Source organism: Bacillus sp. SIMBA_005 (genome assembly GCF_046535585.1).
GTDB lineage: Bacteria > Bacillota > Bacilli > Bacillales > Bacillaceae > Bacillus > Bacillus pumilus.
Genome location: NZ_JAWRWI010000003.1, coordinates 126,175 through 153,077, shown reverse-complemented (window position 1 = coordinate 153,077; position 26,903 = coordinate 126,175). Strand labels below are relative to the sequence as shown.

The following is a 26,903-nucleotide window of genomic DNA, read 5'->3' as shown; positions in this document are numbered from 1 at the left end:
TCCTTTTGATGCTGACTTGTACATATTATTCAAACGTTCTATGGTTTAGTACAAGTCCTTTGTCATCTTTTCAGGCGGACTCAAGGGCAATGATATCGCTTATCGATCTGCTTTCAGTACCGACTGCTGCGGGAGAACGGTTTCTTTTTTCTTCATACGATTCATTTGAATCGCAGCTGCAAATAGAAGAACAGCTAAGAAGGCAAAAACAAAGATGGCACTTGCTGCTCCTGCCCATTCAAGACTAAAGCCGATCAAGAAGGACAAGCAGGCTCCGCCTAAACTTGCGGCTGCAATAAAGTAACTCGTGGCCTCGTCGATGGCATTTTCAATCATTAATGCAGATGCAGTCAGTGCGATTGGGAACATACCAGCTGCGCACAAGCCAATGAAAAAGATGAGAAGCAGCTGGGCGGTGATGTGCGTTGTCAGCGCAAAGGTCACGAGCAGCAGAATCATGAGTGCTGCGCTTAGCTTTAAAAAACGCAGCGGGTGCAGCTGGTCTGCTTTTCTCGCAATCACGGTTCTGCCGATGACAATGGCTGTCCAGAAAGTGGAGACTGCAAAGAGACCCCAATTGTCTCCCCCCTTCTCCAGCATGATCGACGGCAAAAAGTTCGCAAAGTTCGTTTCAATCCCTGCGTAGAAAAAGGCAAAGCAAATCATGATTACCACAATGATTCGATTGTTTCGATCAACAAGTAAGGACGGTTTTTTTCCCCCATTGGAAGGAGAAATCATCTGTCCACGAGGCAATTTGTTCATAAAGGCAAGCCAGAGCATAAGGAAGAAAGTCAGTGCACCGACTTGAAATAAAAACACATAGTGCCACGTCTGTTCATTGACAGTCAGTAAAATCACAAGTGGAAATAACAGCGCTCCTAACCCAAAGAAGACCTCCATGATGCTGATTCGCTTTGCACTGTTTGCCATCGAAATCACATACGCTCCGGCCGTTGTCTCAAGACTGCCTGCACCACTCCCAAGAAAAAAACCTGCAAGCACAAGTGTTGACCAGCCCGGCACCAAAAGCCCAAGCAGAAGTGACCCAATCATCAGCAAAAGACCCATAGTCAGAACAGCGCCATAGCCTTTTTTCCTCACAAGGATGGGGGATAACAGAACCCCTGTCAAAAAACCAATAAACTGAAAAAAAATTAAAGATGATAATTCCCCTGGACCCTTATCGTAACTAGACAGTAAATAAGGAGTTAAGCTGCCAAAAAACACATGAATGGTCCCAATAAAAAAATAAAAGACACAGCCAAAATAAAATACTTTTTTCATCTTTTCACTTCCTCTAAAAAGGAGCGGAGTTTTGACATCCTCCGCTCCACCTCTTTAATATGCCCGAGCAGACTCGACAGCCTCTTCCCTCTCGAAGCATGTATTAAGCGCAGCCTGTGCGCGATACCCGTCTACAAAATCAGCAACTTTCATATGAGATGGATATGGATCTGTATTCACCCAGTGCATCAGCTGATCACGGAACGTATCAGACCATCCGTAAAATTCATTTGGTGGATCTGTCAGCAGAGTTTGCGGCATTTGATGACGCTCCACACACAAGCCATCGCTGATCTCATATTCGTTTTTCATGTTCGTATGATATTTGAATACCTTGTCATGACCAACGACTTCTACACTAAATCCGCATTCCTCCGGCTGCGTGCTTTTGGATGTGACCAAATGAAAGAACACTTGATTCTCCATCTGACCGAAAATTTCGGTATGATCATCCACCTGTACCTTTTTCTCTTCCTTTTCCTTTACATGCGTCAGCATCTTGGTATTTAAGGAGTCTTTCTTCATGTCACTGCCAAATAAGTACCAAAGCATATCAATTAAATGAATGCCAAGATCTCCTAATGCACCGCTCGTACGCAGACTCTCCCCGCTGTCTCTCCATGAAAATGTCTTTCTTCTGAGGGCACTGTTTTTCTTAAAATGAGTCCTGACAGTTAAAATCCGGCCTAATTCACCATTGGCAATCAAGTTCTTCAAAATATTCACAAAGGATAAGTAACGATAGTTAAAGCCCATACTGGCTTGAACCTGGAACTGTTTGGCTGTCTCCACCATTTCCTTCGCTTCCTTCAGCGACACAGCCATCGGCTTTTCACATAAAATGGGCTGTCCTGCTCTTAGTGCTTGAAGGGCATGGTCTTTGTGACAAAAATTCGGGGAAGCAATGATCAACCCATCAGATGCATCTGCTAAAGTTTCGATACTTGAATACACACGTCCGCCATACTGTTTAATGAATCCCTGTGCAACTGACTCGTGTAAATCATAGACACCTGATAACTCTGCACCTTTGATCGTTGACAATGCTCTTGCATGTGCTTTTGCAATATTCCCTGCTCCAACAATTCCAATTTTCTTCATGAATGTGCCTCCTCATGTTTATACATCACTGTTTTCAGTGTTTCATAGATTCCTTTTGCATACCCATGATGACAAATTTGATGATGGTGCCGCTTGGCTTCGGCCGTCGCATTTTGGACGAGGAAACCGTGCGTGACGGATTGAAGCATCCGCAAATCGTTCCCACTATCTCCAAAGGCAAAGCCTTGACCTTTCGATAAATCATATTGGTTCAGCATAAAGCGGACAATTTCATCCTTCCCTGTGCCGACTGGTAAAAAATCGACATCATAGCAATCCGCAGGGTCTCCTGCGAGCGGATTGCATTTGTTGATGTTGACCGCCACCCCGCGCTCTTTGGCAAGTGTTTGGATGAATGATAGATGATGAAGATCTGTCCGCTCATCCTGCTCCTGATAATAGAAATTCTTCTTATACCCTGAGCTGCCCAGCTGCGTTTGCGGTCTGAGATGAATTCCCTTTTCACGTATGGTTTCGAGGATGTCTTCAATTTTTTCATCTGAAAAGCCCTGTGCATCCAGACGCTTCACCCACTCCGCATCTGGCTGTCCAAAATGAGCATCTGATGCATACACAATCTCAGTCCCTAAGTTCGATGCAATGAAATGCGGGAATTGATGAAAACCGCCTTTTTCCATTTTGCTTGTCACAGAATCAAGGCTACTTCCCGTCACCCAGCCAAGCATAAGCTCTCCTGCTTCGCTCTTTTCTGCCACAAAGGCCTCCAACCGCTTGACATCCTCTCGCTGCTCCTCTGTCATTTCGTGAGAATAATAGGTTTCATCAAAATCACAGAAGACGATCCACTTCGGATTTTTCGGCTGATTCAGTAGTTTTTTATTGAATGGAAGACTTGATAACATGTTGAACCCCCTCGATGACCTTCTCCTGATCTTGCAGCGGCATGCCTGGATACAGCGGCAAGTGAAGTAATTGCTGTGCTGCTTTTTCCGTATGTGGAAGTGATGTACGTTTATACTTTTGAGAAACAAGATCTGTTTGATGCTGATGCGATAGGATTGGGTAATAAACATCTGTCTCTATGCCCATTTCCAGCAATTTCGCTGCAAGCTCATCTCGTTCTCCCTTCAGCACCCTGATCGGGAACAGATGCCAGACATGATCATCCGTCAGCTTCGGAAGCTTCAAGTATCCTTCATCCTCTAGCGTTTGCAGCTGGTCAATGTAGCGCTTTGCTAAGTAGAAACGTTTAAAGTTTTGTAATCCTAAATACTTCATACGTTCGAGTCCGATCGCTGCCTGCAAATTATCAATTTTCGAATTAAAGCCATAGTCACTGCGTTTGACATTTTTCTTTCCTACTTCAAAGCCGTGATAGCTGATCTCCATGCATTTCTCCGCTAGGGCTTCATCATTTGTTGCAATGGCTCCTGCCTTACCGCAGACACCAAGATTTTTGTATGGATTAAAGCTGAGAACAAGCCCATCTCCATATGCTCCGAGGCCAGTGCTCCCGATTGCCTGACAGCCATCTTCAATGATTTTCAGCCCATGCTTTTTCGCAATCGCCGAAATGGCCTTCATATCCGCTTGTTTTCCATATAAATGAACCGGAAGAATGCATGCCGTTTGATCTGTGATATGCTTCTCTATTTCACTCGGTGCCAAGCAGTAAGTATCTGGATCAATATCGGCGTAGACCGGAACAGCCCCAATCGCAAGCACTGCATTTTCTGTTGCAGCAAAGCTATTTGCTGGCAAAATGACCTCATCTCCTGGATGGACGCCTGCTGATATGAGACTGATCATTAGGGCATCTGTTCCACTTGACGTGGCAATGACATATTTCTTCCCTAAGTACTCAGCGAGCTGCTTTTCAAACGCCGGAATATATGGCCCTGAAGTAAAACGGCCAGAACTCAATACTTCTTTCAGCACCTGCATAATGTCATCGATCTCATCCTCTGAAATCAGTTTATCGACTGGCAGAAACGGTATCTTTTTTTCCTTATTTTGTTTATAATGGAAGAGAATTTTTTCCAAGCCAGTGCGTCTTATATCTTGCTCGAGGAACGTCACCAGCTTTTCATTTGCTAGGTGCTTCTCAACTGAATCAGACTTTACTTGAACACCTTGATTGATCATATCCAGCAAAGGGAGATAATCCTTGCTTTTACCTGATATCTTCGTCAATATTTGCATTCCATTCCCTCCAATTAATCAATTCCATTTGTTAATATTTAACTTGTTTCACATTGTAAATGATGTTATCGATTTCAGAACAATAACTTTGTGTAAAGGATTTGTTAATATGTGTACAATTTATGAAATTGCCAAACGCTGCGGGGTTTCAACCACCACCGTTTCCAGAGTGCTGAATCATCATCCATATGTGTCAGAGGAAAAGCGCCAGCTCATTTTACAGGTGATGAAAGAAATGGAATATACACCGAGTTCAGCAGCTCGCACTCTACGTTCACATCAGACAAAAACCATTGCTGTGTCTGTGCCGGCTGTGGACCATCCTTTTTTTGCACAATTGATTAAAGGCATTTCAAAAGAAGCACTGGATCAAGGTTATAAAGCGATCGTGCTTCAGACGTTTTATCAGGAGTCGTTAGAGCTTGAAGGTCTTCAATTATTAAAAAGAAGAGAAGTAGATGGGGTCATTTTAGGGGCATTAGAAAATCCGTGGGAAAAGATCGAGCCATTTTTAACGAACGGCCCTATTGTCATGGCGAATGAATATCATCAAACAGCAGACATTCCGATTATTGGATACGATGAGCGAGAAGCTGCCTATAAAGCAGTTGACTACTTGATTCAGTCGGGGCGAAAAAAGATCGGGTTTTGCTTTGATACAGAAAGCAGTGAAGCACAGAAACAAAGGAAACAGGGCTATCTTGATGCTCTTTCTGCCCACGGCTTGCCGCTTCATGACGATTGGCTGTTCGGGGAGGCCTTCACCATTGAAGACGGTTTTCGCTTAATGGATGTCATCCATGACATGAAGAATGCACCTGATGCCATTTTCACCGGTAATGATCAAGTCGCAGCAGGGCTCATTAAACAGGCCATTTCATATGGTTATCACATTCCTAAGGATCTAGCGGTGATCGGCTATGACAATCAAGACATTTGCGAGGTGACAGCTCCAACGATCACCACAATTGACATCCCGATCGTAGAGCTTGGCCACCGGTCTGTGCAGCAACTGATTGAGCTCCTGCAAGACCAAAAACCATTACAGCGTGAGCATATCCAGCTGCCTACCCGGCTCGTGACAAGGGAATCGACATAAACAAAAAAAGACTGAGAGCTGTCTCAGTCTTTTTTAAACCTATACAAATTGAGCAAGAATGAATGTCCATATACACACAATGCCGAGCAGGATGAAGCTGTGCTTCACAGTCTTTTGGAAGAGCTCAGATTCTTTACCTGTTTCTCCAACTGCTGCTGTAGCAATGGCGATAGATTGTGGAGAAATTAATTTCGCCATGACCCCGCCCGTTGTATTTGCTCCGATTAACAAACCTGCCTGTGAGCCGATTTGAGAAGCAGTGACCGCTTGAAGGTTGCCGAATAAGGCGTTGTTACTCACGACAGATCCTGTAATAAACACCCCGATCCAGCCAAGCACTGGGCTGACAAGCGGGAACAAATCGCCTGTTTTGGCAAGTGCAAGCCCAATGGCTGAACTTAGACCAGCGAAGTTCGCCAAGTTGGCAAAGCCCATGACAAAACAAATGGTGAGAACTGGTACCCAAAGCTCTTTCACTGATGCTTTTAAGCAGGCAGCGCCTTCTGTTAATGTAATATGTCTGCTAAACAAACCAGTCAGCATCACTGCAATCAGAATGGCCGTACCCGTTGCACTGATCACATCTATTTTAAAGATCGCATCAATAGGTGTTGCTGTTTGTGCAATTGGTGGTAATTTCACAATTTGCTGATGCAAAAATGGCATTTTCACTAAAATGGTTGTCCAGTTGAGCGGGCCTCCTACAGCAAACAATGCTTTAAATGCTGGCAGACTCCATACCGTAATCACGGCAGTTAAAATATAAAACGGAGACCAAGCTTTTAGCACTTCAACGCCGCGATACGTTTGTTTCTGTTCAATGGCTGGTGCTCCTTCTTCACGATAAATATGTTTCGGCTGCCATTTTCGAAGAAATAAAGCCAAAATCCCCATACTTGCTAATGCTGAAATAATATTGGCAAGCTCAGGACCCATTGTCACCATTGTGACAGCTTGTAAAATGGCATAACTTCCACTCACAACAAGCAAGGCAGGGAGCGTTTCTTTAATCCCTTTGAATCCGTCCACAATGAGAATGAGTAGGAACGGAATACAGAATGAAATAAACGGAATCGTAAACACAAGGGTTTGAGATAATGCAAGCGGCGTCATATTGCCCATTTGCGCCCCTGTAATGACTGGGATCCCCACCGCACCAAATGCGCCAGACGCAGCATTGGCAATTAAGCAGAGCATCGCAGCTTTCAGCGGTTTAAACCCAAGCTCTGTTAAGAGAGCGGCACTAATCGCAATCGGTACACCAAACCCAGCGGCTCCCTCTAAAAATGCGTTAAAACTAAAACCAATTAATAAGAGCTGAAGACGTTGATCTTGAGAAATTCCTGCAATACTAGAACGAATAACATCGAATTTACCAGATTTCACAGCTATTTTATAGAGCCACACCGCCATGATGACGATATATCCAATCGGCCACAGCCCATTAGATATACCGAGCAGCACAGCAGATAATGCTTTTTCAATTGGCATATGAAAGAAGAAAACCGCTGTTACAAAACTGACGATTAAGGTAAAACAAGCGGCTAAAACACCTTTTAACTTAAATACGGTTAATGCAAGTAGGAAAAACAAAATTGGAAGCATTGCTACCAATGCACTCACGAATTCATTACCAAACGGATTATATATTTGCTGCCACATAGTGATTCATCCTTTTCTGCTCAGATAGGTTGCTTTTGATTAAAAATGAGGAGCCAAAATCTCTTTTAACACATTCACACTGTGCGCGAATTGTTCTTTTTCTGTATCATTCAGTGCAAGCTCTATCACTTCTGTTGCGCCATTTCGATTCACAAGGGCAGGTACACCAATGTAGACATCTTCTGCTCCGTACTCTCCATCTAAGTAAGTGCTGACAGTCAAAATACTGTTTTCATTGTGCAGAATCGCTCTTGTTATGCGGGCCAAACTCATCGCTACGCCGTAGTAAGTAGCGCCTTTTTTCTCAATGATTTGATAAGCGGCATGACGGACATTTTCCATCATCTCATCTAAATCTTCTTGTTTGTATTGATCATTTTTCTTCATTAATTCTGTAATCGGTACACTTCCGATATTCGCATGACTCCAAACAGCAAGCTCTGTATCGCCATGCTCTCCAATGATGTAAGCATGCACATTGTGTGCCGCTGCGTCAAAGTACTCACTGAGCATGTATCTAAATCTTGCAGTATCAAGTGTAGTTCCACTGCCAATCACTCGTTCTTTTGGCAGTCCACTGAATTTCCAAGTCGCATATGTTAAAATATCAACAGGGTTTGTGGCGACTAAGAAAATACCATCGAATCCACTTTTCATCACATTGTCTACAATGCCTTTAAATATATTTAAATTTTTCTCAACAAGGTCAAGTCTCGTTTCACCTGGCTTTTGATTCGCTCCAGCACAGATACATACAATGTCTGCATCCTTACAATCCTCATAATCTCCATACCATGTGTTCACTGGGTGCGGAGCAAATGCTTTCCCGTGGTTTAAATCCATGACGTCACCCATTGCTTTATCTTGATTCAAATCGATGACAACCAATTCATCTGTGATCACTTGATTTATTAATGTAAAGGCATAACTGCTACCTACAAAACCTGCTCCAATAAGTGCTACTTTGTTTACTTTTTCGTTTGTCATTTATCTCATCCTCCTGAGTAAAACTAGGTTGTTTTTTGTATGTGAAGTATTTCACATTCTTATTGTGCAATACTTCACAAACTTTTGCAAGGGGGTTGCTCAAAAAAAATATGTAGCGAATTTGTGAACACACTTATTGTGCTTTCAAAGCGCTGTCTCCATGCATATTTCCACAAGAAAAAAGCTGCCAAACGATTATCAGCAGCTTTATACATGTTAATAAGGTCCCCAGTTGATCATCACGCCGATACAAATAAAGACCAGTCCAATGACAAACCAAATGAGCGCAAGCGGCACCATAAAACGAAGCCACTTCACATAAGGAATACCACTTGCAGCGAGCACAGCCATCAACACACCTGACGTCGGATTGATACAGTTAACCACCCCTTCGCCAAGCATAACCGCTTCTACAGCGACCTGTCTTGTGATGCCCATTAAATCAGCCAGTGGCGCAAGAATTGGAATAAAGACAACCGCTTCTCCTGATCCTGATGAAATCAAAAAGTGAAGAAGTGCACTCGCAATATACATCCCGATCGCACCAGCAATTGGGCTAAATCCTGTCAACATACTCGCCAAGCCATTGACCACGGTATCAAGCAGCTTACCGTTTTCCAAAATGACAGAAATGCAGCGTGCCATCCCAACAATGAGTGCGCCGTAAACAAGGCTTTGACAGCCGACGATAAACGTTTTTGCAATATCATTGGCTGCTAATCCGCCAAGTAATCCAGCAGCAATGGCCATAAAAATGAAGACTCCTGCCATTTCCTTATCGGTCCAGCCAAGCTGAAGCGCGCCATATAAGAAGCCCCCAAGAGACAATCCACACACTGCTAAAATCAGCTTATGTCTGCTCGTAAATTCAGGCTTGTCCACAGATTCTGCATCAGATCCGCCAAGTCCCTTCGCAGGAAACCATTCATCTCCAAGAAGACTTCCCTTTTCTTTATTCTTTAAGCGTCTTGTATATAAATAGATGTACACAATACTAGATATAAGAAAACAAAGATAAATAATGACACGAAGACCAATGCCAGAAAAAATCGGCAGTTCTGCAATCGTCTGAGATAACCCCAGTGGAGATGGAGACAAAATGGTTGCGTTAAACCCGGCATAACAGCCAATATAAATGACCGCAGCTCCTGCCACAGCATCCCATTTCAAGGATCTTGCCACAATAATCCCGATTGGAATAAATCCTATAACGGAGTTCACGACAATCCCGGTCGTTCCAAGCACTGAAAATAATCCTCCAACAATACAAATAAACAATAATTGCTTTGTTTGAAATCTGCTGATGACATGGTGAATCATTCCGTTAATGGCACCTGTTTTCTCCAAAATGGCAATGGTTCCGCCAGTAAATAGAATGAGAAAAATAATAGAAGAAGACCCTACCATCCCTTCCTGAATGGCTGTAAAAAAGCCCACTGGACTTACGGGTGATTGATCAATGCGGTGATAGCTGCCAGGAACAGCTGTTGTGATTTCCCCCGATGTCTTTCGGTCAAACTCACCCGCGGGTACAAAATATGTTGCAATGGTACAAATGAGCGCAATGATAAATAAGAGAACATACGCATCTGGCATTTGAAGTTTTCTTTTTTGTTTCTCTGGTGGTGATACTGCTGCTGTTTTCATGTGTCAAAACCCCTTTGTCCCGATCGGAATTTCACTTAATTTTCTGAATAATCAAATGATGTGTTATATTATAAACACTGATGATATTTAAGATCAATATTATTTCACTAAAAGAATATTTTGACAGATTTTCTGTCAGCAAGGAGGCTATTCATGACAACTTTGACAAACGACATGCAGCAAACGGTGAAAGACATCTTTGATCACCTGCACACTCACCCAGAAATCAGCTGGGAAGAAACGAATACGACGGCTTATCTTGAGGACTTATTAAAGAAAATAGGTTGTCAGACTAGAACATTTGACGACTGTACAGGAGTGATCGGTGAAATTGGAGAAGGTTCACCAGTGGTCGCGGTGAGAGCAGACATTGATGCACTTTGGCAGGAAGTAGATGGGGAATTTCAAGCCAATCATTCATGTGGTCACGATGCACACATGACAATGGCTCTCGGCACCTTCATGGCATTAAAAGAAAAGGAGCTCCCAAACGGCACCATCCGCTTCATTTTTCAGCCTGCTGAGGAAAAAGGCGGCGGTGCGCTGAAAATGATTGAAAAAGGTGTGCTAGCAGACGTTGATTACTTATACGGAGTACATGTTCGCCCAATTCAAGAAACATTAAACGGACGCTGCGCACCTGCGATCTTGCATGGATCGAGTAATCATTACATCGGCACAATTATTGGTGAGGAAGCCCACGGTGCACGCCCGCATCTAGGGGTCAACGTCATTGAAGTCGCTTCTACCCTCGTGCAAAGACTCGCGCATATCCATGTCGACCCAAGAGTTGCACATTCTGTGAAAATGACCAACCTGCATGCTGGCGGAGGCAGTTCAAACATCATCCCTGGCAAAGCTTCTTTTACATTAGATGTCAGAGCACAAACAAATGAAGTGATGGATGAACTAGAAAAAGAAATTGAAAGAGCCGTACATTCTGTAGCGGATGCCTTTGGCGCTTCCATTACCCTTTCAACTGATCATCGTCTGCCTGCCGCTACCTTGAATGAGGAAGCCGTCCAGATGATGTCTCATGCCATTGAAAAGGTTTTAGGTAAAGAGCAGCTTGATCCTCCGCTCGTAACGACAGGCGGAGAGGATTTTCACTTTTATGCAGCAAAGGTTCCGCATATCAAATCCACGATGCTTGGTTTAGGCTGTGATCTAAAGCCCGGTCTACATCATCCATATATGACATTCGACCGCTCTGCTATTTTTACCGGCATTGAGATTTTGACTGAAGCTGTTTATCAGACTCTTCAGCAGCATTCATCATAAAATAAAAAAACCACCCGTTTTTTTAGCGGGTGGTCTCAGATTGTTGACAAAGGGCTAAAATGATCTTTATTTTAGTCCTTTGTCTCCTTTTCAGCGTGATAGAAACCTTTGAATTCTAGGAAGGACGAGTACTGGCGCGGAGCGAATTTGACATTCGTGAGCACCAGCACGCAGGACTGACAACGAATGCGAGGGTTTGTCTACACGCTGAAACCACCCGTTTTTTAGCGGATGATCTACTTGATATTATGCATTCAAATCTGTCATGGCTGGGACGTTGATTTCTTTTACACAGGATACCCTTGATAAATGAATCACACATCTCGCAAGCTCTACTATATCCTGCACAGGAATTCTTGTTTCATCATATAGAGCGATGGCTTTTTCGGCTCTATCTTCATATGGAACCTCTGCCGCCAATTCTCCTGGATTGATACAGGTGACGGATATTTTATCTTTTCTCACATGCTCTCTTAGTGCATTCACAATTCCGCGCAGGCCGAACTTAGATGCGACAAAAGAAACTTGCGGCAGGTTTGTATGATCGAGTCCCGACGTTGAACCAATCAAGATGATTTTTCCATTCTCCGATTTCCTGACATGCGGAAGCAGTGCTTGGATGTATGTAATCGTTGAGGTGACATTCACATTGATTAAACGAGCGATATCCTCTGGCTGATCGTGATCAAATGAATAATCATCTTCAAAGCCTCGTTTTTCCCATAAACCGACGTTGTAGATGAGGACATCAATGGTTTTGTTCCCCAATGCTTCGATCATGTGTGGAATATGAGATTGGCTTGATAAATCAATTTTCAGCCAAATTCTATGTACACCGTCATCTAATTTCAAACTGCTAGGTTCACTTCGAGACACAATCCAAACTGTATCTCCGCTTGAAGGAAGACCTTTCACAAAAGCATCCCCTAATCCTTGACTTGCACCGAATATGATATAGTTTTTACTCATAGCTCCTCCTTCTACGTCTCATGAGCTTTCAGTCAGACAGCAGCTCATCTGTAAGCGTTTTATACCTCTATCATATCGGTTCTAAGATCTGGCTGCCTCTTTTATGCCTGTCTTTACTTTCGGTTACTTGATTTCCTTTAACTCCACTGGTAACGCACGTTCCTCTATAAAGCATTGAACCATATCCATAAACAGTTCCTTCTTTTCAAACGTAAATGTATGTCCGATAGCCGGAACGATGACACCTGCTGCCTGCGGATGTGAATTCGTTATTTTCTTTGCTGACCGTTTCATAATACCTTTTTCCTTTTCTCCCACTGTGACAAGAATTCGTGCCTTCGCTTGTTGAAACGTGTCTGGGAGCTTGTAATGGAGATTTTCTTGAAACATCGTCAGAAGGGTTTTCTTCTGTAAACTTTTCGAATCAGCCACATAGTGATTGAGTACATCGTTTGGAAGCCCCATCTTTTCAGCTTGGAGCTCGATAAACCAATCTTTCTTTAATAATGGATACGTAAGAGGTAAAAGAGGTCTCACCATCAAGTAAAGCCATGGCAGCGGCATCACAAGTGCGCTGTTGATGACGGCTATATCTACGATGTCAGGCTCTTTTGATAACACCTCAACGGCAACCTGTGCACCTAGGGAGAAGCCAATAAGTATCACTTTACGTCCATGCGTATGCTCCTTGATCCACGAGATGACTTCGAGAGCACTTTCTCGCATGGAATATGACTGTTCATCTGCTCTTGTCCCGTGACCAATGAGATCAGGCGTATAGCATTCATACGCTTCCTTGAATGTTTTTATCTGTTCCTGCCACATCCAGCTGCTTACTCCTCCGCCATGCAGGAAAATCATGATTGGCTTAACCATCATCGACAACTCGTCCACCTTCCTTATATATAAGAAAAAAGCAGCCGCTTTTTGAGCAGACTGCTTTTTCATATGCTCCCTTCTATTATAAGGGAACTTCATCATAATTGGCTATTTTTTCAAATCCTCAATCGAGTTGACGTTCTTCATATATGTCGGAACAACTAGACCCATGCGAAGACCTTTCATACTTGTGCCTAGATCATCATATTTCCCTTTAAACTTCGCTGCATACGTTTTATGCGTATTTGGCAGCCAAGCAGATAACGAGGCATCCGCACTTCCAGTTGCAATTGCTGTCCACATTGGACCTGCTTCCACCTGAGTCAAGGTCACTTTAAATCCGAGCTCACGCAGTACTTCTGCAGCAACATTGGTACTTGCAATCTCACTATCCCACGCAACGTAGGCAAGATTGACTTTTTCACCATTCGACTTTTTCACGCCTTTTGTCCATTTCGCTACTTGGTCTTTATGTTTTTTCACATATTTAACGGCGGCATCCTTTGGATTGATACCATCTTGGATATCCATCATGACTTCGCCCATGTCATCTTGAGACCATTTAAACTGACCAAGCATTTTGGCTGCATCCGGCTGATCCTTTGCAAACCCTTTACGTGAAATCGTATGAATTTCTTCCGCTTCACCGTAAGATTTCTTTGGATCATCTAAATATTTTAAATCATAACGAGAAAACATCCAGTGTGGATTCCAGCCAGTAATGATGATTGGCTTTTTACGGTCGTAAGATTTTTTGAGCGTTGCAGTCATGGCTGCACTTGATGCAGACACAACCGTCCAATCCTCTAAGCCGTAATCCTTTTTCGCTTGATCCGTGAGCGCCATAATCCCTGAACCCGGATCAATGCCGATAATGGTTTTATTCACCTGCTGTGCTGCACTCGCATTTGAATCTGACTTTGCACCACAAGCGGCTAGTAAAAAGACAAGCAGGGCGGTCATCCCAATGTAGAGAGACTTTTTCCACATTAAGCATTCCCCCTGGTTTTTTTCGTTTTAATGTTTTGTGTAATACGGTCAAGTGTAATTGCCACAATAACAATGGCAATACCCGCTTCAAAACCAATTCCTGTTTTTAGCTGCGTTACCGCACTATATACTTCTGAACCAAGTCCTGGTGCACCTACCATTGCCGCGATGACGACCATTGATAGAGCAAGCATGATACTTTGGTTAATACCAGCTAAGATGGTTTTTGTTGCAAGTGGAAGCTGAACTTTGAACAAACGCTGGAATGTCGTTGAACCAAAGGCTTCTGTTGCTTCAATTAAATCAGATGGTACTTGTTTAATACCGAGAATCGTCATACGAATCGTTGGCGGCATGGAGAAAATAACGGATGCCACAACTCCAGGTACAACGCCAATGTTAAAGAAGAAGATTGCTGGTAATAGATAAACGAATGCAGGCATGGTCTGCATTAAATCTAAGATAGGTGTCACAATTTTACGCACAGTTTCCTTCTGTGATGCCCAAATACCGATCGGAACCCCAATCACGATAGAAATGACCACAGCTGTTAAAACGAGCGCAAGTGTTTGAAGCATTGGCTGCCAGTAGCCTAAATAGTCGATCAGCAAAAATCCAATAAGTGTGAAAAGAGCAATTCCTCTTGTACTGATCCACCAAGCTAGCCCTGCAAAAATAAGTGTCAAAATAATAGATGGAACCACGCCAAGTACTGCAACAATTCCATTTACAGTTCCTGCCAATCCATTTGTGATCCCATCAAAGAAACCACCAAACGTTAATGTTAACCAGTCAACAAATTGATCGATGTAATCCGCGAACGGAATTCTAGGTAAATCACTCATACTAAACATCTTATTCTACCTCCTGTGCAGAAGGCTCTTGTGTTTTAATTTCCTCAAGCTTGTTAGAAGACATGTTGATATACTCATCATTACCTGATAACGCACCAATTAATGCACCTCTGACCACAATACCCTTCATTCTGTTTTTCTCATCGACAACGGCAATTGGAATATTTGCCGCATCAGACACTGCATCAAAGATTTCTGTTAAATACGTAGACTCCAATACAGTTGTAAATTCTTTATCAAGAACAGTTTCGAGCGACGTATTCGTTTCTGCCGCCTTTTTCGCCGCTTGTGCAGAAATAACACCTAATAAATGCTTTTTCTTATCGACTGCATAGATTGACGAAATTCCAAGGTTTTTCATGAGCGTAAGTGCAACACGTGCCCCTTTGTCGATCTGAACTGTTTCTGCACGTTTCATAATATGACCAGCGGTTAATACTTTAGAAAGGTCAACATCTTCAACGAAACGTTCAACATATTCATTCGATGGGTTCATCAAAATTTCTTCTGGTGTTCCGATTTGAACGATATTTCCGTCCTTCATGAGCACAATGCGGTCGCCAATCCGAAGCGCCTCATCTAGATCATGGGTAATGAAAATGATCGTTTTCCCTACAGATGTATGAAGCTCAAGCAATTCATCCTGCATGTCTTTACGAATTAATGGATCGAGTGCGCTGAATGCTTCATCCATTAATAAAATGTCAGGATCATTTGCTAATGCACGTGCCAATCCAACACGCTGCTGCATCCCACCACTTAATTGGTTTGGATATTGCTCTTCAAAGCCTTCAAGTCCAACAAGCTTTAAAGATTCAAGCGCTTTTGAGTGGCGCTCTTCTTTGTCTACACCTTGTAATTCAAGACCATACTCTGTGTTCTCAAGAATGGTGCGGTGCGGGAACAATGCGAAGTTTTGGAAGACCATGCTGATCTTTTTACGTCTAACTTCACGCAATTGATCCTTTGACATATTCGTTATCATATCCCCATCAATATATATTTCTCCGGAGGTTGGTTCGATTAACCTATTTAGCAGCCGCACAAGTGTGGACTTTCCGCTCCCTGATAGCCCCATGATGACAAATATCTCGCCGTCATACACATCAAAATTTGCTCGATTGACACCAACTGTTGCGCCGGTCTCTTTTAGGATCTCTCTTTTTGTTTTCCCTTTTTCAAGCATTTGAGATGCTTTTTTAGCATTTTTACCGAAAATTTTAGATACATTATTTATCTTGATTTTGATAGTTCTCTCTTCAGAATTCATATTTTCCCTCCAAATTAGCATCTTAATAACCGTAACATAAGCGTTATGATGCGAACAATCTTTAGAATTCGCTTATTTCCGCACAATATGTATGAATTCCATATAAGAGGTCTGGTGATTAGAGTTTATACGCCGTATTACTCGTAAATCCTATAGAATGCTTCATAAACAACATATTTTACGGGGTATTTCCTCTCATCAGACAATATTTTACTTGAAATTCCTAATTGTGCTAAAAAATAACTCGAATCCTCACCATAGCGGACTTTTTTAAACATGGGTGAACCGTTCCCCTGAACAGGATTTACCCGAAAATGGTCACATAGAAACCTTTTTCATTCAAATTTTAATTAAAATATTAAAAAACTGCCTGCAACTTTAGTTACAGACAGCTTATTTTTTAGGACTCTAGTGCAGCTCGCTTAATATTATCTTGCAATTCAAGCATACGCTTTGTTCCATCTTCGCGTAATCGTTTGTTTTCTTCTTCGATCTGTTTCGTCTCTTTCATTCCTTGTACAATCGTATTAAAGGAAGATTCGATCGTTTCAATGTCGATACTTGGACGTCCAGACAATTTGGCAATCTCCACACTTTGGCTTGAGATGTTTTCAGCATTTCGTTTCAGCATTTCATTTGTTCTTCTATCCAGTTCACTCATTGAATCAGCCACAAGCTTTTGTCTCTTCGCTGTCACAGCTTGAATGATGCCATTTTTAAAGATCGGAATCGTGATGATGAACGCTGAGTTGATTTTACCGATTAGTTTCGTATTACCACGTTGCAGCAGGCGAATTTGCGGTGCCGTTTGAAGAGCCACCATCCGTGCCATATCAAGGTCATATACACGCTCTTCCAACGCTTGAATGCCGTTACGAAGTGTATCAAGCTCCATTTGTGCCAGCTGGTTTCCACTAGCTGCTTTTTCTTCATAAGAAGGAACCAATTGCTTTAATTCCTCGATTTTCATTTGACCTGCCACGACATACTTTTCAAGCTCCATATAGTATTGAATGTTATGCTCATACATTTCTTCAAGCGTCACAGTCGATTTGGTCATTTCGTCTTTATATTTACTGATTTCTACATTAATTTTTTCAATCTCTGCACCGAGCGTTTGGTATTTACTGAAAATCTTTTCAATCATGCTGCCGCCGCGCTTAAAGATTTTTGACAGTAGACCACCCTTTGGCTCGTCAAAATCATTTTTATCAAAACGATCCATAATTTTCCCAAGCTGCGTCAGCATCGTTCCTGAGTCAGTGACACTAGTTGAGCGCATCATCGAAAGAATACGATCAGAGAACTTAGAGATTTCAACGGCTGGCTGTTTTCCGTATTCAAGCAGCTCCAGTTGATTTTTCGCATCGATCTGTCTTGCAATATTTTGCACTTCTGGTTCATTTCGAAGCTGAACGCGAATATCGTCTGCTTTCTCAATGGAGATTTCCTCTTTATCAATTGAAATGATGTCATTTCCATTTGTATTTGTCATAAGCTTTGATCTCCTTATCGGTTTTTAATGGATTGAAATAATTTTCTGACGATGGATGGCTCTTTAAACTCCTGGTTCATGACCATCTCATCAAGCCAATGGGTATCAAATAATTGGTCATCTATATACCGCTCGATACACTGGTATCCCGCCGGATGATACACGAAGAGATCCACACCCATTTCATTTAGAAAAATGAGGGCAGCCGCATCAGAACGAGTCAGCTCACCATTATATTCCGTATGATATAAAATCACTTTCGGTACGGTTTGTGCATAATCAAAAGTTTGAATGAGTTCAATGAGCTCCTGGCCGATATGCAGTACCTGTTTGAATAAATAAATACGGACATCTGATTCAGTCTCATTGCCTTCTTTTAATAGCTTCGGATGCTGACAGATTCGAGATACCGCCTCTGCTATCGCACGCTGCGTCCCCTCATATAGATGAGAAAACTGCCACACATTGCTTTTCATTAATAATTCAGGATCAATCTCTCCAGCAGACGAAAGGGCATGCTGATAATGAAATTGATAATTCGAAGACACTTCTTTCGTAAAAGGAAAATGGCGAATGGTCTTCGTTTCTTTCCATTCCATTAACGTGTGGATACGATCCCAGTATTCACGCTTGTCTCGTGTAACCCCCATCATTTTCGCAAAGAGATTCGGAATCTGTATCGTATCACGGTCTGCTTGAAAATTAGGGCGGATAAAGGAGCGTTCCTTTGCAATTAAAAACAGCTCATCATATGTTGTCTTCAGCGTAATAGAATGAGGGGTATGATCTCTGAATTGCCACGGCTTATACAGCATTGAATCTTCCGTATGGAGCACCTCTTCAAGCTCTCTAGTCGAGCGGTACGCCACCGTTGATTTCCTCTCAGGCTTTTCAGTAGGGAACGGTTCCAGCTTTGAAGTCCCCGGATACTGATCAATAAAAGTCAGCTTTTCTTCTGGATCTAGTTCGCGGAATGAATCCTCGCCCTCTGGATGAAATAGCACAACATCACAGCCAATCAGCATGACATAGTAAAGAAAATAAAGCTGACTTTTATTCGCCTCTCCATACCAAATGACAGCCGGCATTTTTTCTTCTATATTGACTTCCTTCAGCCATGGACCTAGATGATTATTTGAGAACTTTACGACATCCAGCAAAACCCGGCGAAAATCGGGATGCTGAAATCCCCCTTCATGCAGCTGTTTGAAATGCTCAAACACCTTAATCAATGAAAGGCGGATATGCCGGTTCATCACAGGATTTGGATGGCGTACAATCAGCTGTTCACCATCTAAGAAAGCCACAAAGCGATTCACGGACAATCCTTTTTCTTCTTGGTTAATCAAATGAATACGTTGAAGCGCTTGAAAATGCTCCGGCTCAATATGACGATTGAGCGTTTCACTTAAAATATGAATGCCATCTGTTTCATATAATTCATGTAAATAAATAAAATAATCGGTTGCATCATGCGGAGTTCCAAGGACCCGGGCGGCGAGACGCGGCAAGGACAATGTATGCTCGTCCTTCACATAACCGTCTCTTTCAGGGAGCGGCTTTTTCAGCACGTTTTTCCAGGCTTCCTGCTCCGCCCGTGTTTGGTTAATATTGATTTCTTTATAACTCACGCCGCTCCTTCCTTTCTCCTATATTTTCTTGAAAGCTACTACTATCATATCATTCACCCTTCTATTTCTGCTATCGAATCGAAGGCTTTTTTGCGGTTGTCATCTGCTTCATGACACAAGCGGTGATTTCATCTGCTGCTGCCATGCCAGATGCTGCTGTCGGCTCAAGCAATGGATCAAAGTCGAGCACTTCTCCATGCCTTGGGGCAAAGCCCATATCTGCCTGTCGAATGAGTCCTGCATCTAAGAGAGAATCACCCGCACCATATACATATTCAAGCGCCAGACGTTCCTTTAGAAAAGCAACAGCATCCCACTTATTGAGCGGTGCCGGAATAAAATAAAGCTTTCGCCCTTGTAGAGACACCTGCCAGCCTCTCTCCTCGCCCCACTGCTTCAATTCAGCAAGTGGAATGCGAGACAGATACTCATCCTTCATAATCAAATAAAGAAATCTTCCCTCAGCTGTCCGGGTACGCTTCACCCATGCCGCAACTGGCAGTTCGGAGATGGCTCTTAGCATCTCTCTGACTGACATACACGCTTTGAGCCTCTCATCAACAATGACCTGCCAATCCTCAAGCGGCTTGCCGTGATGAAGGATACAGCCCCCATTTGTCGTGACGGCATACTCCGGTTTGATCTCTTGCTGAAAGAAGGTGATCCGTTCATACTGAGCGGTCGTTCTTGTCGTCACTGGAATGAACCAGCCCAATTGATGAATCGTCTGTAAGGACTTCTTCGTTTCAACCGACATATAGGAAAGCGGACGTTCATCTAGCATCTCAACTAATTCATAATCTCCTTCATACTCATATTGATCCAGCACTCGATGTGAGTAAATCAGTGTCCTGTCTAAATCACTGGCAAACGCACTTGTCTTCATGACATCTGCTCCAGCGGACGAATGAGTCCACAGCACGTATAGGACATATTTTCATATTCAATGACAGGAACGCCTCTGTCCTCTGCCAGAAGCAAAATATGCTTTAGCTTCTCCTGAGATCCAGGCTGTATCAAGATTTTCCAAGGGATTCTTCTCAGCAGCACACGGGTCGTCTCACCAACACCGGGCTTAATCAAATGGGTGTTTTCAATTTGAAACTCCTGACCGATCGCTTCAATGGACGCCATCCCCCGCCAATCCGCAGGCATTCCTTGCGTGAGGATGGTCTCTGCTTTCTCTTCTATATTTGGTTCGAGGCTAGAAAAGGCTTCTTCAATTGTATCCACATACAGATTGGACACATCCTCATCAAGCAGCTCTTCATAATATTTTGCCCCATGGAAATCATCGGCATTGATCCAGCGGTTGTTTAGTACCGTCCGACTAACAAGTCCAGATACAGTCGAATTCAGGCAAGCACTAGGAATGAGAAAGTCCTCTCTCGTTCCGTAGACATGTGTACAATAGCCAGGATCAGCGAGTACAGCCAGTTCACTAGAAAGGCGAATCCCGTACTTTCTTTCAAAATCAAGCACCGCTTTTTGGAGCTCTCTCGAAATCGCACCTTTTCCGGTCCATCCATCAATAAAGGCAATCTCATAGCCCGGATGTTCCTTGAGCATATAATGCAGCGCATTCTCATCTATTCCTCGATCACGAATGATAGAAATGCTGTAATGAGGCAGTTCAAGACCATATGTCTTTCGAATATATCGTTTGATGAGCACCCCAATCGGCGTTCCCGCTCTAGCCAAACTGCAAAGTACCGTTTGGAAGCCTCGCTTTTTCACAATCTGTTCGGCTACTACAGCTACTGCTTCTGCTACCTTTTCCTTACTTTCTTTCAGAGATTCATAGAATAAATCCATATAAGATTTCGTTGGTTTATATTCAATCGGCAGCATTTCTGAATAATGCGCACCACTCTGAATGGAACGCTCCCGCTCTTCTGTACTTTTCTCCATCTCAATGGATGATAAATCTTTGAGTAAAAAGGTTACATCCTGCTCTGGATAGCTTCCCATCTTTGTATACACATTAGCCATTCACCTTCACCTCGTCTGATAAAGTCACAATATGCACATGCTTCACATGCCGCTCAGCAAATAAATGAACAAGCGGAAGCAATGCCTCCTGAGAGACCTTTTTCTCAAAGAAGAGAAATACATCATCATATTGACCTTTTGGTATGTTGTACACGTAGTGCTGAATTCGGGCATCCTCTGGACTTACAAAGGTGAACCCATTTTGAACAGCGTAACCATCCTTTTCAACGGGATGAATTGGGCTTCTCGTCGTTGAATGAAAGAGAACGCCCTCTCCCATATATGCAGCCAGTCTCATCGGTACATACATCAGCTCACCTGTTCCTAAACAAAGTGTCTGCTTTCCTTTGCGTTCCTTCTTCATTTTCAGTCCAGCCTCTGCAGCTGCTTGGTCGATGGCTGCTGTATCTGCTGCGTTTAAACCAAAACGGCCCGTTTCATGTATATATGGCGAATGACCAGCCGAATTGGTTGCATGAGAACGTGCATACGGCACTTGCTGAAAGAAAGATTGAAGAGAGTGAAAAGAGAGATTTGGCAGATCCTTTTGCTCAGCAATCTCATACGAATAAGCTGGTTCATCCAGCGTTTTGCCCCGAAAGACCATTTGCCCTTTTAATAAAGACAATGAAGTGATGTGAATACCAAGTTCCTTTTCAAGCTCACACATGGCTTTCTCGTGCTCCTCTGTCCGCCAGTCTAAAATAGACAGAATCGTGTAAGAATGCCGCGGGTGCTTTGCATGAAGATCCCGAATGATATTGATATTCGTACGGCCTGTCGTGACTTCATCATCAACTAGCACGATGGGACGGTCTGTGCGAAGTAATGCTTCGTCTGCATAACAAAGCTGATCCGTTGCATGCGAATGCTCTTCTTCAAATACCAATGAAGGATCAAGATCCAGCAGCTGTTCACGTGTTGTATGAATGTAAGATGCACCTTCTAATACGTCATACACACCGTGCCCAAGAGCTGTGGCTGTTTCTGCAAAGCCGATCACGATCGGCTGTTTTCCTACTGAGAGCTTCTCCTTTTTGAGCGCTTCATAGGCTTTAGTTAATACCGTGTGGTCATCTGTCTTGAGTGCTTCTGCCAAAAGGTCTTGATGTGGAGACGTCTTGCCTGTTTGCTCTTTGGCATACGCCATGGCTAAAAGGCCCGAGACAAGGAGCGGTTTTACTGGATGAACAGGAATGTGCTTACCAAGCACCTTACTAACGAATAAAAAGGCTCTTTTTTTGTTCACCCTTGCAGCCATGTCAAAAAGATGCTCTTTTTCTAGCTGAAGCGCACCTTCTTTGAGATCAAGCTCAACTTCCATATGTTCCAAGATGCTCAGCGTATGCGGCTTCTGCTTCTGTGAGTATGTCGATATAGCTTCTATTTTCATGAAACACCCCGTAAATATCTGACTTCATTAAAATGTGCTCTGCCCACCTGTAATGGGGCTTCGTTTCATTCATTTTATTAGAGAAGGTACTCTTCATTACGCCAACTGTGCCGTCTGCATGTTCAAGAATGCTTAATGCATCCATATACTCTTCCTTCGTTACAACATACATGCTTTGAACCGGCTTGAGATGTGTTGGATGAATGACCGTCTTTCCATGAATGCCGTTAGCCACATCGAGTTTTGTCTCCTTGAGTAAACCTTGTACGTCATCAAATTCAGATGAAGACGATTCACCACTCTTATGAGAAAGTGCCCGTATGAATGGCTTTTGTTCCTTTCGTGCAGGGCCAAAATGCTCCCACACAGCACCTGATACCACAAAGGAACGGCCAAAATAATTGATGATATCTGTGATCAAATCAGCAATCAAATTGATCTCATAGATGGTCGTATCACGATCACGGCGAATCCCGTACAAACCGCAAAGATCCGTTGCCCCAATGCGAATATTCAAAATATATTCCTCGTCATTCAAAAAGATCTGCTTTAATTCTGACAACACCGTATATCTCGTTTCTTTTTCTAGTAAATCGGGTGTTTCCAAAATGGGCAGCCCATAAAGTGCTGTCTGCGTTTGGGACGATGCCTGTTTCAGACTGTCCAAATAATCCTTCGCATTATGGACCGAGCACTTTGGGAACACAAAACCGGTAAGTAATTGAAGAGAGGAACCGAGCAAGTCTGCCATTTTAAGCAGCTGTTTCGGTGAACGAACGCGAATAAATATAAGAGGCAAATGTGCAGCCGTTTCAGGAGCTTGCGTGACTTTCTCTTTGAGACTGGCCAGTTGTGCCACTAGATTCTGTTCAGCCATGTCCACTTCTTGATCACCGATGGCATCCTCCAAGCAAAATACAACAGAGCAAAGCGCTTCATATTTCTGCGACAGCAGCATATCTGCTATATCTTGTCGTGTCGCAGGCATATACAAAGTAGCACCTAATGCATGCGCAAGTACATGCCTCGGTGTCTGTGAATGCATCGCCCCCGGCCGCTTGAAAAAAAGATCTTGCTGCCTCGCCTCTGATAAAAATCGAAAATACCGCATGCTGTGCCACCTCCTGTTGTTTAGAGAAAATCAATAACCTGATGATTCAAAAAAGGATGGAGCCTGTAGTCAACTCCATTCCTTTTTGATCATCCTATTCTTCTTTTGAAGCCGCAGCTTCGTTTGTCACATCTTGATGTTTCTTCTTATTGATTTTATGAACAATAAACGTCCCGATAAACGCTAGAATAATAATCGCAAAGAATGCAAGATGCGGGATTTCAATATGTGCAGCACTTAAGCCCATTTTGATGGCAATAATCCCGATGAGAATAAACGCGGTATTCTCAAGCTCTGGAATACGGTCAATAAGGACCAGGAATAACTGTGCCACTGTACGCATCATGAGAATGCCAAGCATTCCCCCTAATAGCAGAATCCATACTTCCTCAGATACTGCGAATGCCGCAAGAATACTGTCCACCGAGAAGGCAAGGTCCATAATTTCCACAGAAATAACGGTTGCCCAGAACACGCCAAATACACGAATCATCCAGCCTTCTTTTTTCAATTCCTTCGCTTCGTCATCGCCGTCACCTAACCAGAAGTGCTTAATGACAAGCCATGCTAAATATGCAGCTCCGAGAACCTTAATCCACCAGAACTTAATAAGCAGCATCCCTACGCCAATGAATAGAAAACGGAAGAAATAAGCGCCAATTAATCCGTAGGTTAATGCCTTTTTACGCTGCTTTTCTGGTAAATGTTTCACCATGACAGCTAATACAAGTGCGTTATCTGCTGATAACAATCCTTCAAGCACAACAAGGGTCCCAATGAGTCCCCAAGAGACAGGGTTTGTTAATACCTCTGCCCACATATGCCAATCAAAAAACGAGGCATAGGTGTCCAACATATGTTTCAAAATGTCCAACTGGTTTTCCTCCTATAAGTGTAGAAGCATCAGCAGGCTTTCGCCTGCTGTTATTCTTGATCGCTGTTTCTTTCTCACTTTGGAAAAGGTCCTCATATGAGTCATTGGCAGCGCCTCTTGAATCGATTGATTTCTCTCGTTTATACTTCTAACCCATAATTTTGACAAAGAGCTGCAAGTCCGCCAGAGAATCCGCTTCCGATGGCGTTAAACTTCCAATCGCTTCCGTGGCGGTATAGTTCACATACCACAACAGCTGTTTCAATTGAGAAGTCTTCCCCTAAATCAAAGCGAATCAATTCTTCCCCGCCCTCTTCATTTACAACACGAACAAACGCATTTGAGACTTGTCCAAAATTCTGGCTGCGCGTCTCTGCATCATGAATCGTCACTGTAATTCCGATACGATCAATGTTAGCAGGAATTTTCGAGAAATCAACGAGAATTTGCTCGTCATCTCCATCTCCTTCACCCGTACGGTTATCACCTGTATGAGTGACACTGCCGCTTGGATGCTGAAGGTTATTATAGAACACAAAGTCTGTATCTTGCTGACAACGATTGTTTGCATCCACTAAGAAAGCCGAAGCGTCCAAATCAAATTCGGCTCCACCAGAATATTTATTCGTATCCCAGCCAAGTCCGATCATCACCTTTGTCAGCCCTGGATTGGTTTTCGTTAAATCGACACGTTGTCCTTTTGAAAGCTGAATTGCCATATTCGTATCTCTCCTGTCTCCTGAAAATATGAAAACGGGTCGTTACCCGATATCTAAACCGAAGTCTGTTGCAATGCGGGCAAGTCCGCCTTGATAGCCCGATCCAACAGCCGAGAATTTCCATTCTCCGCCATGACGGTATAATTCACCTACAATAATCGCTGTTTCAATTGAAAAGTCTTCCGCCAAATCATAGCGAATGAGCTCTTCATTTGATGCCGCATTTAAAATACGGACGTAAGCGTTAGAAACCTGTCCAAAGTTTTGGCTGCGTGCTTCTGCATCATGGATTGTAATCACGAAGGAGATTTTCTCAATACTCGCTGGTACAGTTGAAAGATCAACATTGACCTGCTCATCATCTCCATCTCCTTCACCTGTACGGTTATCGCCTGTATGTACGATACTTCCGCCACCGCCAGTTGTTTGATTGTAAAAGACAAAATCAGATGGAGAGTTTGCTTTCCCTGCTGCATCTAAAAGGAATACGCTTGCGTCTAGATCAAAGTCATGTCCGCCATCATACTTGTTTACATCCCAGCCAAGACCTACTACCACTTTTGTTAAACCTGGATTCGTTTTTGTTAAATCAATTTTTTGACCTTTCGCTAAAGAAATTCCCACTAGGAATCTCTCCCTTCTGATTAGATATAGTTTCTCGTAATATCGGCAAGCTTCGCATCATTTGTACCGTTTCCAACAGCCGCAAACTTCCAATCATTTTCATGACGATAAAGCTCTCCAACGATTAATGATGTTTTCCCTGCATACTCATCTTTTAAATTATATTTCACTAATTCTTGATTGTTTGAACGATCAACAATGCGAATGTACGCATTTTGAATCATACCAAAATGTTGATTTCTTCTAAGTGCATCATAGATGTTCACAACAAACACCAATTTATTCACATTGCCTGGCACCTTGCTTAAGTTGACGAGGACTTGTTCATCATCTCCGTCTCCTTCACCAGTCAGATTGTCGCCTGTATGCTCGACACTGCCGCATTTGCTTTTCAAGTTGCCAAAATAAATCAAATCTTTATTTTCCGTAAATTTATCATTTTTCAGCATGAGCACTGAAGCATCACAATCAATATCAGCGCCGCCTCCACCGCCAAACAGCTTACCTAAAAATCCGCCGCCTTGTGATACAGGGTCCCAGCCAAGTCCAACAAGAATATTCGTCAGCCCTGCTTTGCCTTTTGTTAAATCAATACGTTGACCTTTTTCTAATGTAATCGCCAAATCAATCACTCCTCAAGCATAATAAAAATCTATTTATTAAGCGATGGACTCTATTAAAATCATCATACATGAAAATTCGACAAAATTCATGAAATGACCTTGGAGCCTCTTACTCTTTTTTCTATTTACTAGTATATACGATCTACGTTCAAGATAGGTTTCAAACAGATGATATTTTTTTAACGAAAGATCCATGTTGAAAATAGTTTATGTTGTAAATGAAGTGTTTCATGTGAAACATTGTCGAAAATT

The 26,903-nt window shown here is 42.8% G+C and carries 24 protein-coding genes; 2 read left to right on the top strand and 22 right to left on the bottom strand.

Annotated elements, in window-relative coordinates:
• Nucleotides 1–99 precede the first annotated feature (99 nt).
• Genes SB660_RS05985 through SB660_RS05970 form a run of 4 tightly spaced genes read right to left on the bottom strand, consistent with a single transcriptional unit; the run spans nucleotide 100 to nucleotide 4,551 of the window.
• Nucleotides 100–1,287, bottom strand: a complete 1,188-nt coding sequence (locus SB660_RS05985) for an MFS transporter (RefSeq protein ID WP_410581751.1) — start codon at nucleotides 1,285–1,287, stop codon at nucleotides 100–102.
• A gap of 54 nt (nucleotides 1,288–1,341) precedes the next feature.
• Nucleotides 1,342–2,388 (bottom strand): Gfo/Idh/MocA family protein, encoded by a 1,047-nt coding sequence (locus tag SB660_RS05980; protein WP_058015251.1) that lies wholly within the window; start codon nucleotides 2,386–2,388, stop codon nucleotides 1,342–1,344.
• Nucleotides 2,385–3,251, bottom strand: coding sequence for an HAD-IIB family hydrolase (locus tag SB660_RS05975; protein WP_268496640.1), 867 nt, complete (start codon nucleotides 3,249–3,251; stop codon nucleotides 2,385–2,387). The genes SB660_RS05980 and SB660_RS05975 overlap by 4 nt, the downstream gene beginning before the upstream one ends.
• Nucleotides 3,226–4,551 (bottom strand): DegT/DnrJ/EryC1/StrS family aminotransferase, encoded by a 1,326-nt coding sequence (locus SB660_RS05970; protein ID WP_061406669.1) that lies wholly within the window; start codon nucleotides 4,549–4,551, stop codon nucleotides 3,226–3,228. The genes SB660_RS05975 and SB660_RS05970 overlap by 26 nt, the downstream gene beginning before the upstream one ends.
• Before the next feature lie 109 nt (nucleotides 4,552–4,660).
• Here SB660_RS05970 and SB660_RS05965 point away from each other — a divergent pair, with 109 nt between their 5' ends.
• Nucleotides 4,661–5,650, top strand: a complete 990-nt coding sequence (locus tag SB660_RS05965) for a LacI family DNA-binding transcriptional regulator (protein ID WP_058015248.1) — start codon at nucleotides 4,661–4,663, stop codon at nucleotides 5,648–5,650.
• Nucleotides 5,651–5,689: 39 nt separating this feature from the next.
• On the opposite strand, the gene SB660_RS05960 is transcribed toward SB660_RS05965, so the two are convergent.
• The 3 genes from SB660_RS05960 to SB660_RS05950 all read right to left on the bottom strand — a co-directional run bounded on the left by SB660_RS05960 (nucleotide 5,690) and on the right by SB660_RS05950 (nucleotide 9,946).
• The gene (locus SB660_RS05960) at nucleotides 5,690–7,312 is read right to left on the bottom strand and encodes an L-lactate permease (RefSeq protein WP_268496641.1); all 1,623 of its coding nucleotides are present in this window, start codon (nucleotides 7,310–7,312) and stop codon (nucleotides 5,690–5,692) included.
• A 39-nt stretch (nucleotides 7,313–7,351) separates the two neighbouring features.
• Nucleotides 7,352–8,299 (bottom strand): L-lactate dehydrogenase, encoded by a 948-nt coding sequence (locus tag SB660_RS05955; protein ID WP_003217251.1) that lies wholly within the window; start codon nucleotides 8,297–8,299, stop codon nucleotides 7,352–7,354.
• A 216-nt stretch (nucleotides 8,300–8,515) separates the two neighbouring features.
• A complete protein-coding gene (locus SB660_RS05950; protein ID WP_061406663.1) occupies nucleotides 8,516–9,946 on the bottom strand; it encodes a YfcC family protein in 1,431 nt (476 codons plus the stop codon).
• A gap of 153 nt (nucleotides 9,947–10,099) precedes the next feature.
• Between SB660_RS05950 and SB660_RS05945 the strand changes: the two genes are divergently transcribed.
• Nucleotides 10,100–11,227, top strand: a complete 1,128-nt coding sequence (locus SB660_RS05945) for a M20 peptidase aminoacylase family protein (RefSeq protein ID WP_268496642.1) — start codon at nucleotides 10,100–10,102, stop codon at nucleotides 11,225–11,227.
• Nucleotides 11,228–11,473: 246 nt separating this feature from the next.
• Here SB660_RS05945 and SB660_RS05940 read toward each other — a convergent pair whose 3' ends face one another.
• The 15 genes from SB660_RS05940 to SB660_RS05870 form a co-directional block, all read right to left on the bottom strand.
• On the bottom strand, nucleotides 11,474–12,196 hold the full coding sequence (locus tag SB660_RS05940; protein ID WP_410581747.1) for an SDR family NAD(P)-dependent oxidoreductase: 723 nt from the start codon (nucleotides 12,194–12,196) through the stop codon (nucleotides 11,474–11,476).
• Between the two features lie 123 nt (nucleotides 12,197–12,319).
• Nucleotides 12,320–13,144 (bottom strand): alpha/beta fold hydrolase, encoded by an 825-nt coding sequence (locus tag SB660_RS05935; RefSeq protein WP_410581745.1) that lies wholly within the window; start codon nucleotides 13,142–13,144, stop codon nucleotides 12,320–12,322.
• A 39-nt stretch (nucleotides 13,145–13,183) separates the two neighbouring features.
• Nucleotides 13,184–14,065, bottom strand: a complete 882-nt coding sequence (locus SB660_RS05930) for a glycine betaine ABC transporter substrate-binding protein (RefSeq protein ID WP_058015242.1) — start codon at nucleotides 14,063–14,065, stop codon at nucleotides 13,184–13,186.
• Nucleotides 14,065–14,910 (bottom strand): glycine/proline betaine ABC transporter permease subunit OpuAB, encoded by an 846-nt coding sequence (opuAB, locus tag SB660_RS05925; RefSeq protein ID WP_058015301.1) that lies wholly within the window; start codon nucleotides 14,908–14,910, stop codon nucleotides 14,065–14,067. The genes SB660_RS05930 and opuAB overlap by 1 nt, the downstream gene beginning before the upstream one ends.
• A 10-nt stretch (nucleotides 14,911–14,920) precedes the next feature.
• Nucleotides 14,921–16,189, bottom strand: a complete 1,269-nt coding sequence (gene opuAA, locus SB660_RS05920) for a glycine/proline betaine ABC transporter ATP-binding protein OpuAA (protein ID WP_169057439.1) — start codon at nucleotides 16,187–16,189, stop codon at nucleotides 14,921–14,923.
• A gap of 400 nt (nucleotides 16,190–16,589) precedes the next feature.
• On the bottom strand, nucleotides 16,590–17,684 hold the full coding sequence (locus SB660_RS05915) for a toxic anion resistance protein (RefSeq protein ID WP_003217200.1): 1,095 nt from the start codon (nucleotides 17,682–17,684) through the stop codon (nucleotides 16,590–16,592).
• Nucleotides 17,685–17,698: 14 nt separating this feature from the next.
• Entirely contained in the window at nucleotides 17,699–19,315 is a 1,617-nt protein-coding gene (locus SB660_RS05910; RefSeq protein ID WP_169057440.1) for a YceG family protein, read from the bottom strand.
• Between the two features lie 70 nt (nucleotides 19,316–19,385).
• On the bottom strand, nucleotides 19,386–20,201 hold the full coding sequence (locus SB660_RS05905) for an HAD family hydrolase (RefSeq protein WP_268496646.1): 816 nt from the start codon (nucleotides 20,199–20,201) through the stop codon (nucleotides 19,386–19,388).
• Complete coding sequence (locus SB660_RS05900; RefSeq protein WP_268496647.1) at nucleotides 20,198–21,307, bottom strand: cysteine protease StiP family protein; 1,110 nt, start codon at nucleotides 21,305–21,307, stop codon at nucleotides 20,198–20,200. Before SB660_RS05900 ends, SB660_RS05905 begins: the two co-directional genes overlap by 4 nt.
• Nucleotides 21,300–22,631 (bottom strand): phosphoribosyltransferase family protein, encoded by a 1,332-nt coding sequence (locus SB660_RS05895; protein ID WP_339165777.1) that lies wholly within the window; start codon nucleotides 22,629–22,631, stop codon nucleotides 21,300–21,302. The genes SB660_RS05900 and SB660_RS05895 overlap by 8 nt, the downstream gene beginning before the upstream one ends.
• Nucleotides 22,621–23,811: an HpcH/HpaI aldolase/citrate lyase family protein gene (locus SB660_RS05890; RefSeq protein WP_339164834.1), complete on the bottom strand. Its 1,191-nt coding sequence runs from the start codon at nucleotides 23,809–23,811 to the stop codon at nucleotides 22,621–22,623. Before SB660_RS05890 ends, SB660_RS05895 begins: the two co-directional genes overlap by 11 nt.
• Before the next feature lie 94 nt (nucleotides 23,812–23,905).
• On the bottom strand, nucleotides 23,906–24,685 hold the full coding sequence (locus tag SB660_RS05885; protein ID WP_012008834.1) for a TerC family protein: 780 nt from the start codon (nucleotides 24,683–24,685) through the stop codon (nucleotides 23,906–23,908).
• Nucleotides 24,686–24,825: 140 nt separating this feature from the next.
• Entirely contained in the window at nucleotides 24,826–25,404 is a 579-nt protein-coding gene (locus SB660_RS05880; protein ID WP_034664245.1) for a TerD family protein, read from the bottom strand.
• 42 nt (nucleotides 25,405–25,446) lie between these two features.
• Nucleotides 25,447–26,028, bottom strand: coding sequence for a TerD family protein (locus tag SB660_RS05875; RefSeq protein ID WP_008342133.1), 582 nt, complete (start codon nucleotides 26,026–26,028; stop codon nucleotides 25,447–25,449).
• A 20-nt stretch (nucleotides 26,029–26,048) separates the two neighbouring features.
• Nucleotides 26,049–26,651, bottom strand: coding sequence for a TerD family protein (locus SB660_RS05870; RefSeq protein WP_058015234.1), 603 nt, complete (start codon nucleotides 26,649–26,651; stop codon nucleotides 26,049–26,051).
• Nucleotides 26,652–26,903 lie beyond the last annotated feature (252 nt).

Coding starts and splice junctions, on each gene's coding strand:
- SB660_RS05985 (WP_410581751.1), bottom strand. CDS start 1,287: ATGAAAAAAGTATTTTATTTTGGCTGTGTCTTTTATTTTTTTATTGGG.
- SB660_RS05980 (WP_058015251.1), bottom strand. CDS start 2,388: ATGAAGAAAATTGGAATTGTTGGAGCAGGGAATATTGCAAAAGCACAT.
- SB660_RS05975 (WP_268496640.1), bottom strand. CDS start 3,251: ATGTTATCAAGTCTTCCATTCAATAAAAAACTACTGAATCAGCCGAAA.
- SB660_RS05970 (WP_061406669.1), bottom strand. CDS start 4,551: ATGCAAATATTGACGAAGATATCAGGTAAAAGCAAGGATTATCTCCCT.
- SB660_RS05965 (WP_058015248.1), top strand. CDS start 4,661: ATGTGTACAATTTATGAAATTGCCAAACGCTGCGGGGTTTCAACCACC.
- SB660_RS05960 (WP_268496641.1), bottom strand. CDS start 7,312: ATGTGGCAGCAAATATATAATCCGTTTGGTAATGAATTCGTGAGTGCA.
- SB660_RS05955 (WP_003217251.1), bottom strand. CDS start 8,299: ATGACAAACGAAAAAGTAAACAAAGTAGCACTTATTGGAGCAGGTTTT.
- SB660_RS05950 (WP_061406663.1), bottom strand. CDS start 9,946: ATGAAAACAGCAGCAGTATCACCACCAGAGAAACAAAAAAGAAAACTT.
- SB660_RS05945 (WP_268496642.1), top strand. CDS start 10,100: ATGACAACTTTGACAAACGACATGCAGCAAACGGTGAAAGACATCTTT.
- SB660_RS05940 (WP_410581747.1), bottom strand. CDS start 12,196: ATGAGTAAAAACTATATCATATTCGGTGCAAGTCAAGGATTAGGGGAT.
- SB660_RS05935 (WP_410581745.1), bottom strand. CDS start 13,144: ATGAAAAAGCAGTCTGCTCAAAAAGCGGCTGCTTTTTTCTTATATATA.
- SB660_RS05930 (WP_058015242.1), bottom strand. CDS start 14,065: ATGTGGAAAAAGTCTCTCTACATTGGGATGACCGCCCTGCTTGTCTTT.
- opuAB (WP_058015301.1), bottom strand. CDS start 14,910: ATGAGTGATTTACCTAGAATTCCGTTCGCGGATTACATCGATCAATTT.
- opuAA (WP_169057439.1), bottom strand. CDS start 16,189: ATGAATTCTGAAGAGAGAACTATCAAAATCAAGATAAATAATGTATCT.
- SB660_RS05915 (WP_003217200.1), bottom strand. CDS start 17,684: ATGACAAATACAAATGGAAATGACATCATTTCAATTGATAAAGAGGAA.
- SB660_RS05905 (WP_268496646.1), bottom strand. CDS start 20,201: ATGAAGACAAGTGCGTTTGCCAGTGATTTAGACAGGACACTGATTTAC.
- SB660_RS05900 (WP_268496647.1), bottom strand. CDS start 21,307: ATGGCTAATGTGTATACAAAGATGGGAAGCTATCCAGAGCAGGATGTA.
- SB660_RS05895 (WP_339165777.1), bottom strand. CDS start 22,631: ATGGAAGTTGAGCTTGATCTCAAAGAAGGTGCGCTTCAGCTAGAAAAA.
- SB660_RS05890 (WP_339164834.1), bottom strand. CDS start 23,811: ATGCGGTATTTTCGATTTTTATCAGAGGCGAGGCAGCAAGATCTTTTT.
- SB660_RS05880 (WP_034664245.1), bottom strand. CDS start 25,404: ATGGCAATTCAGCTTTCAAAAGGACAACGTGTCGATTTAACGAAAACC.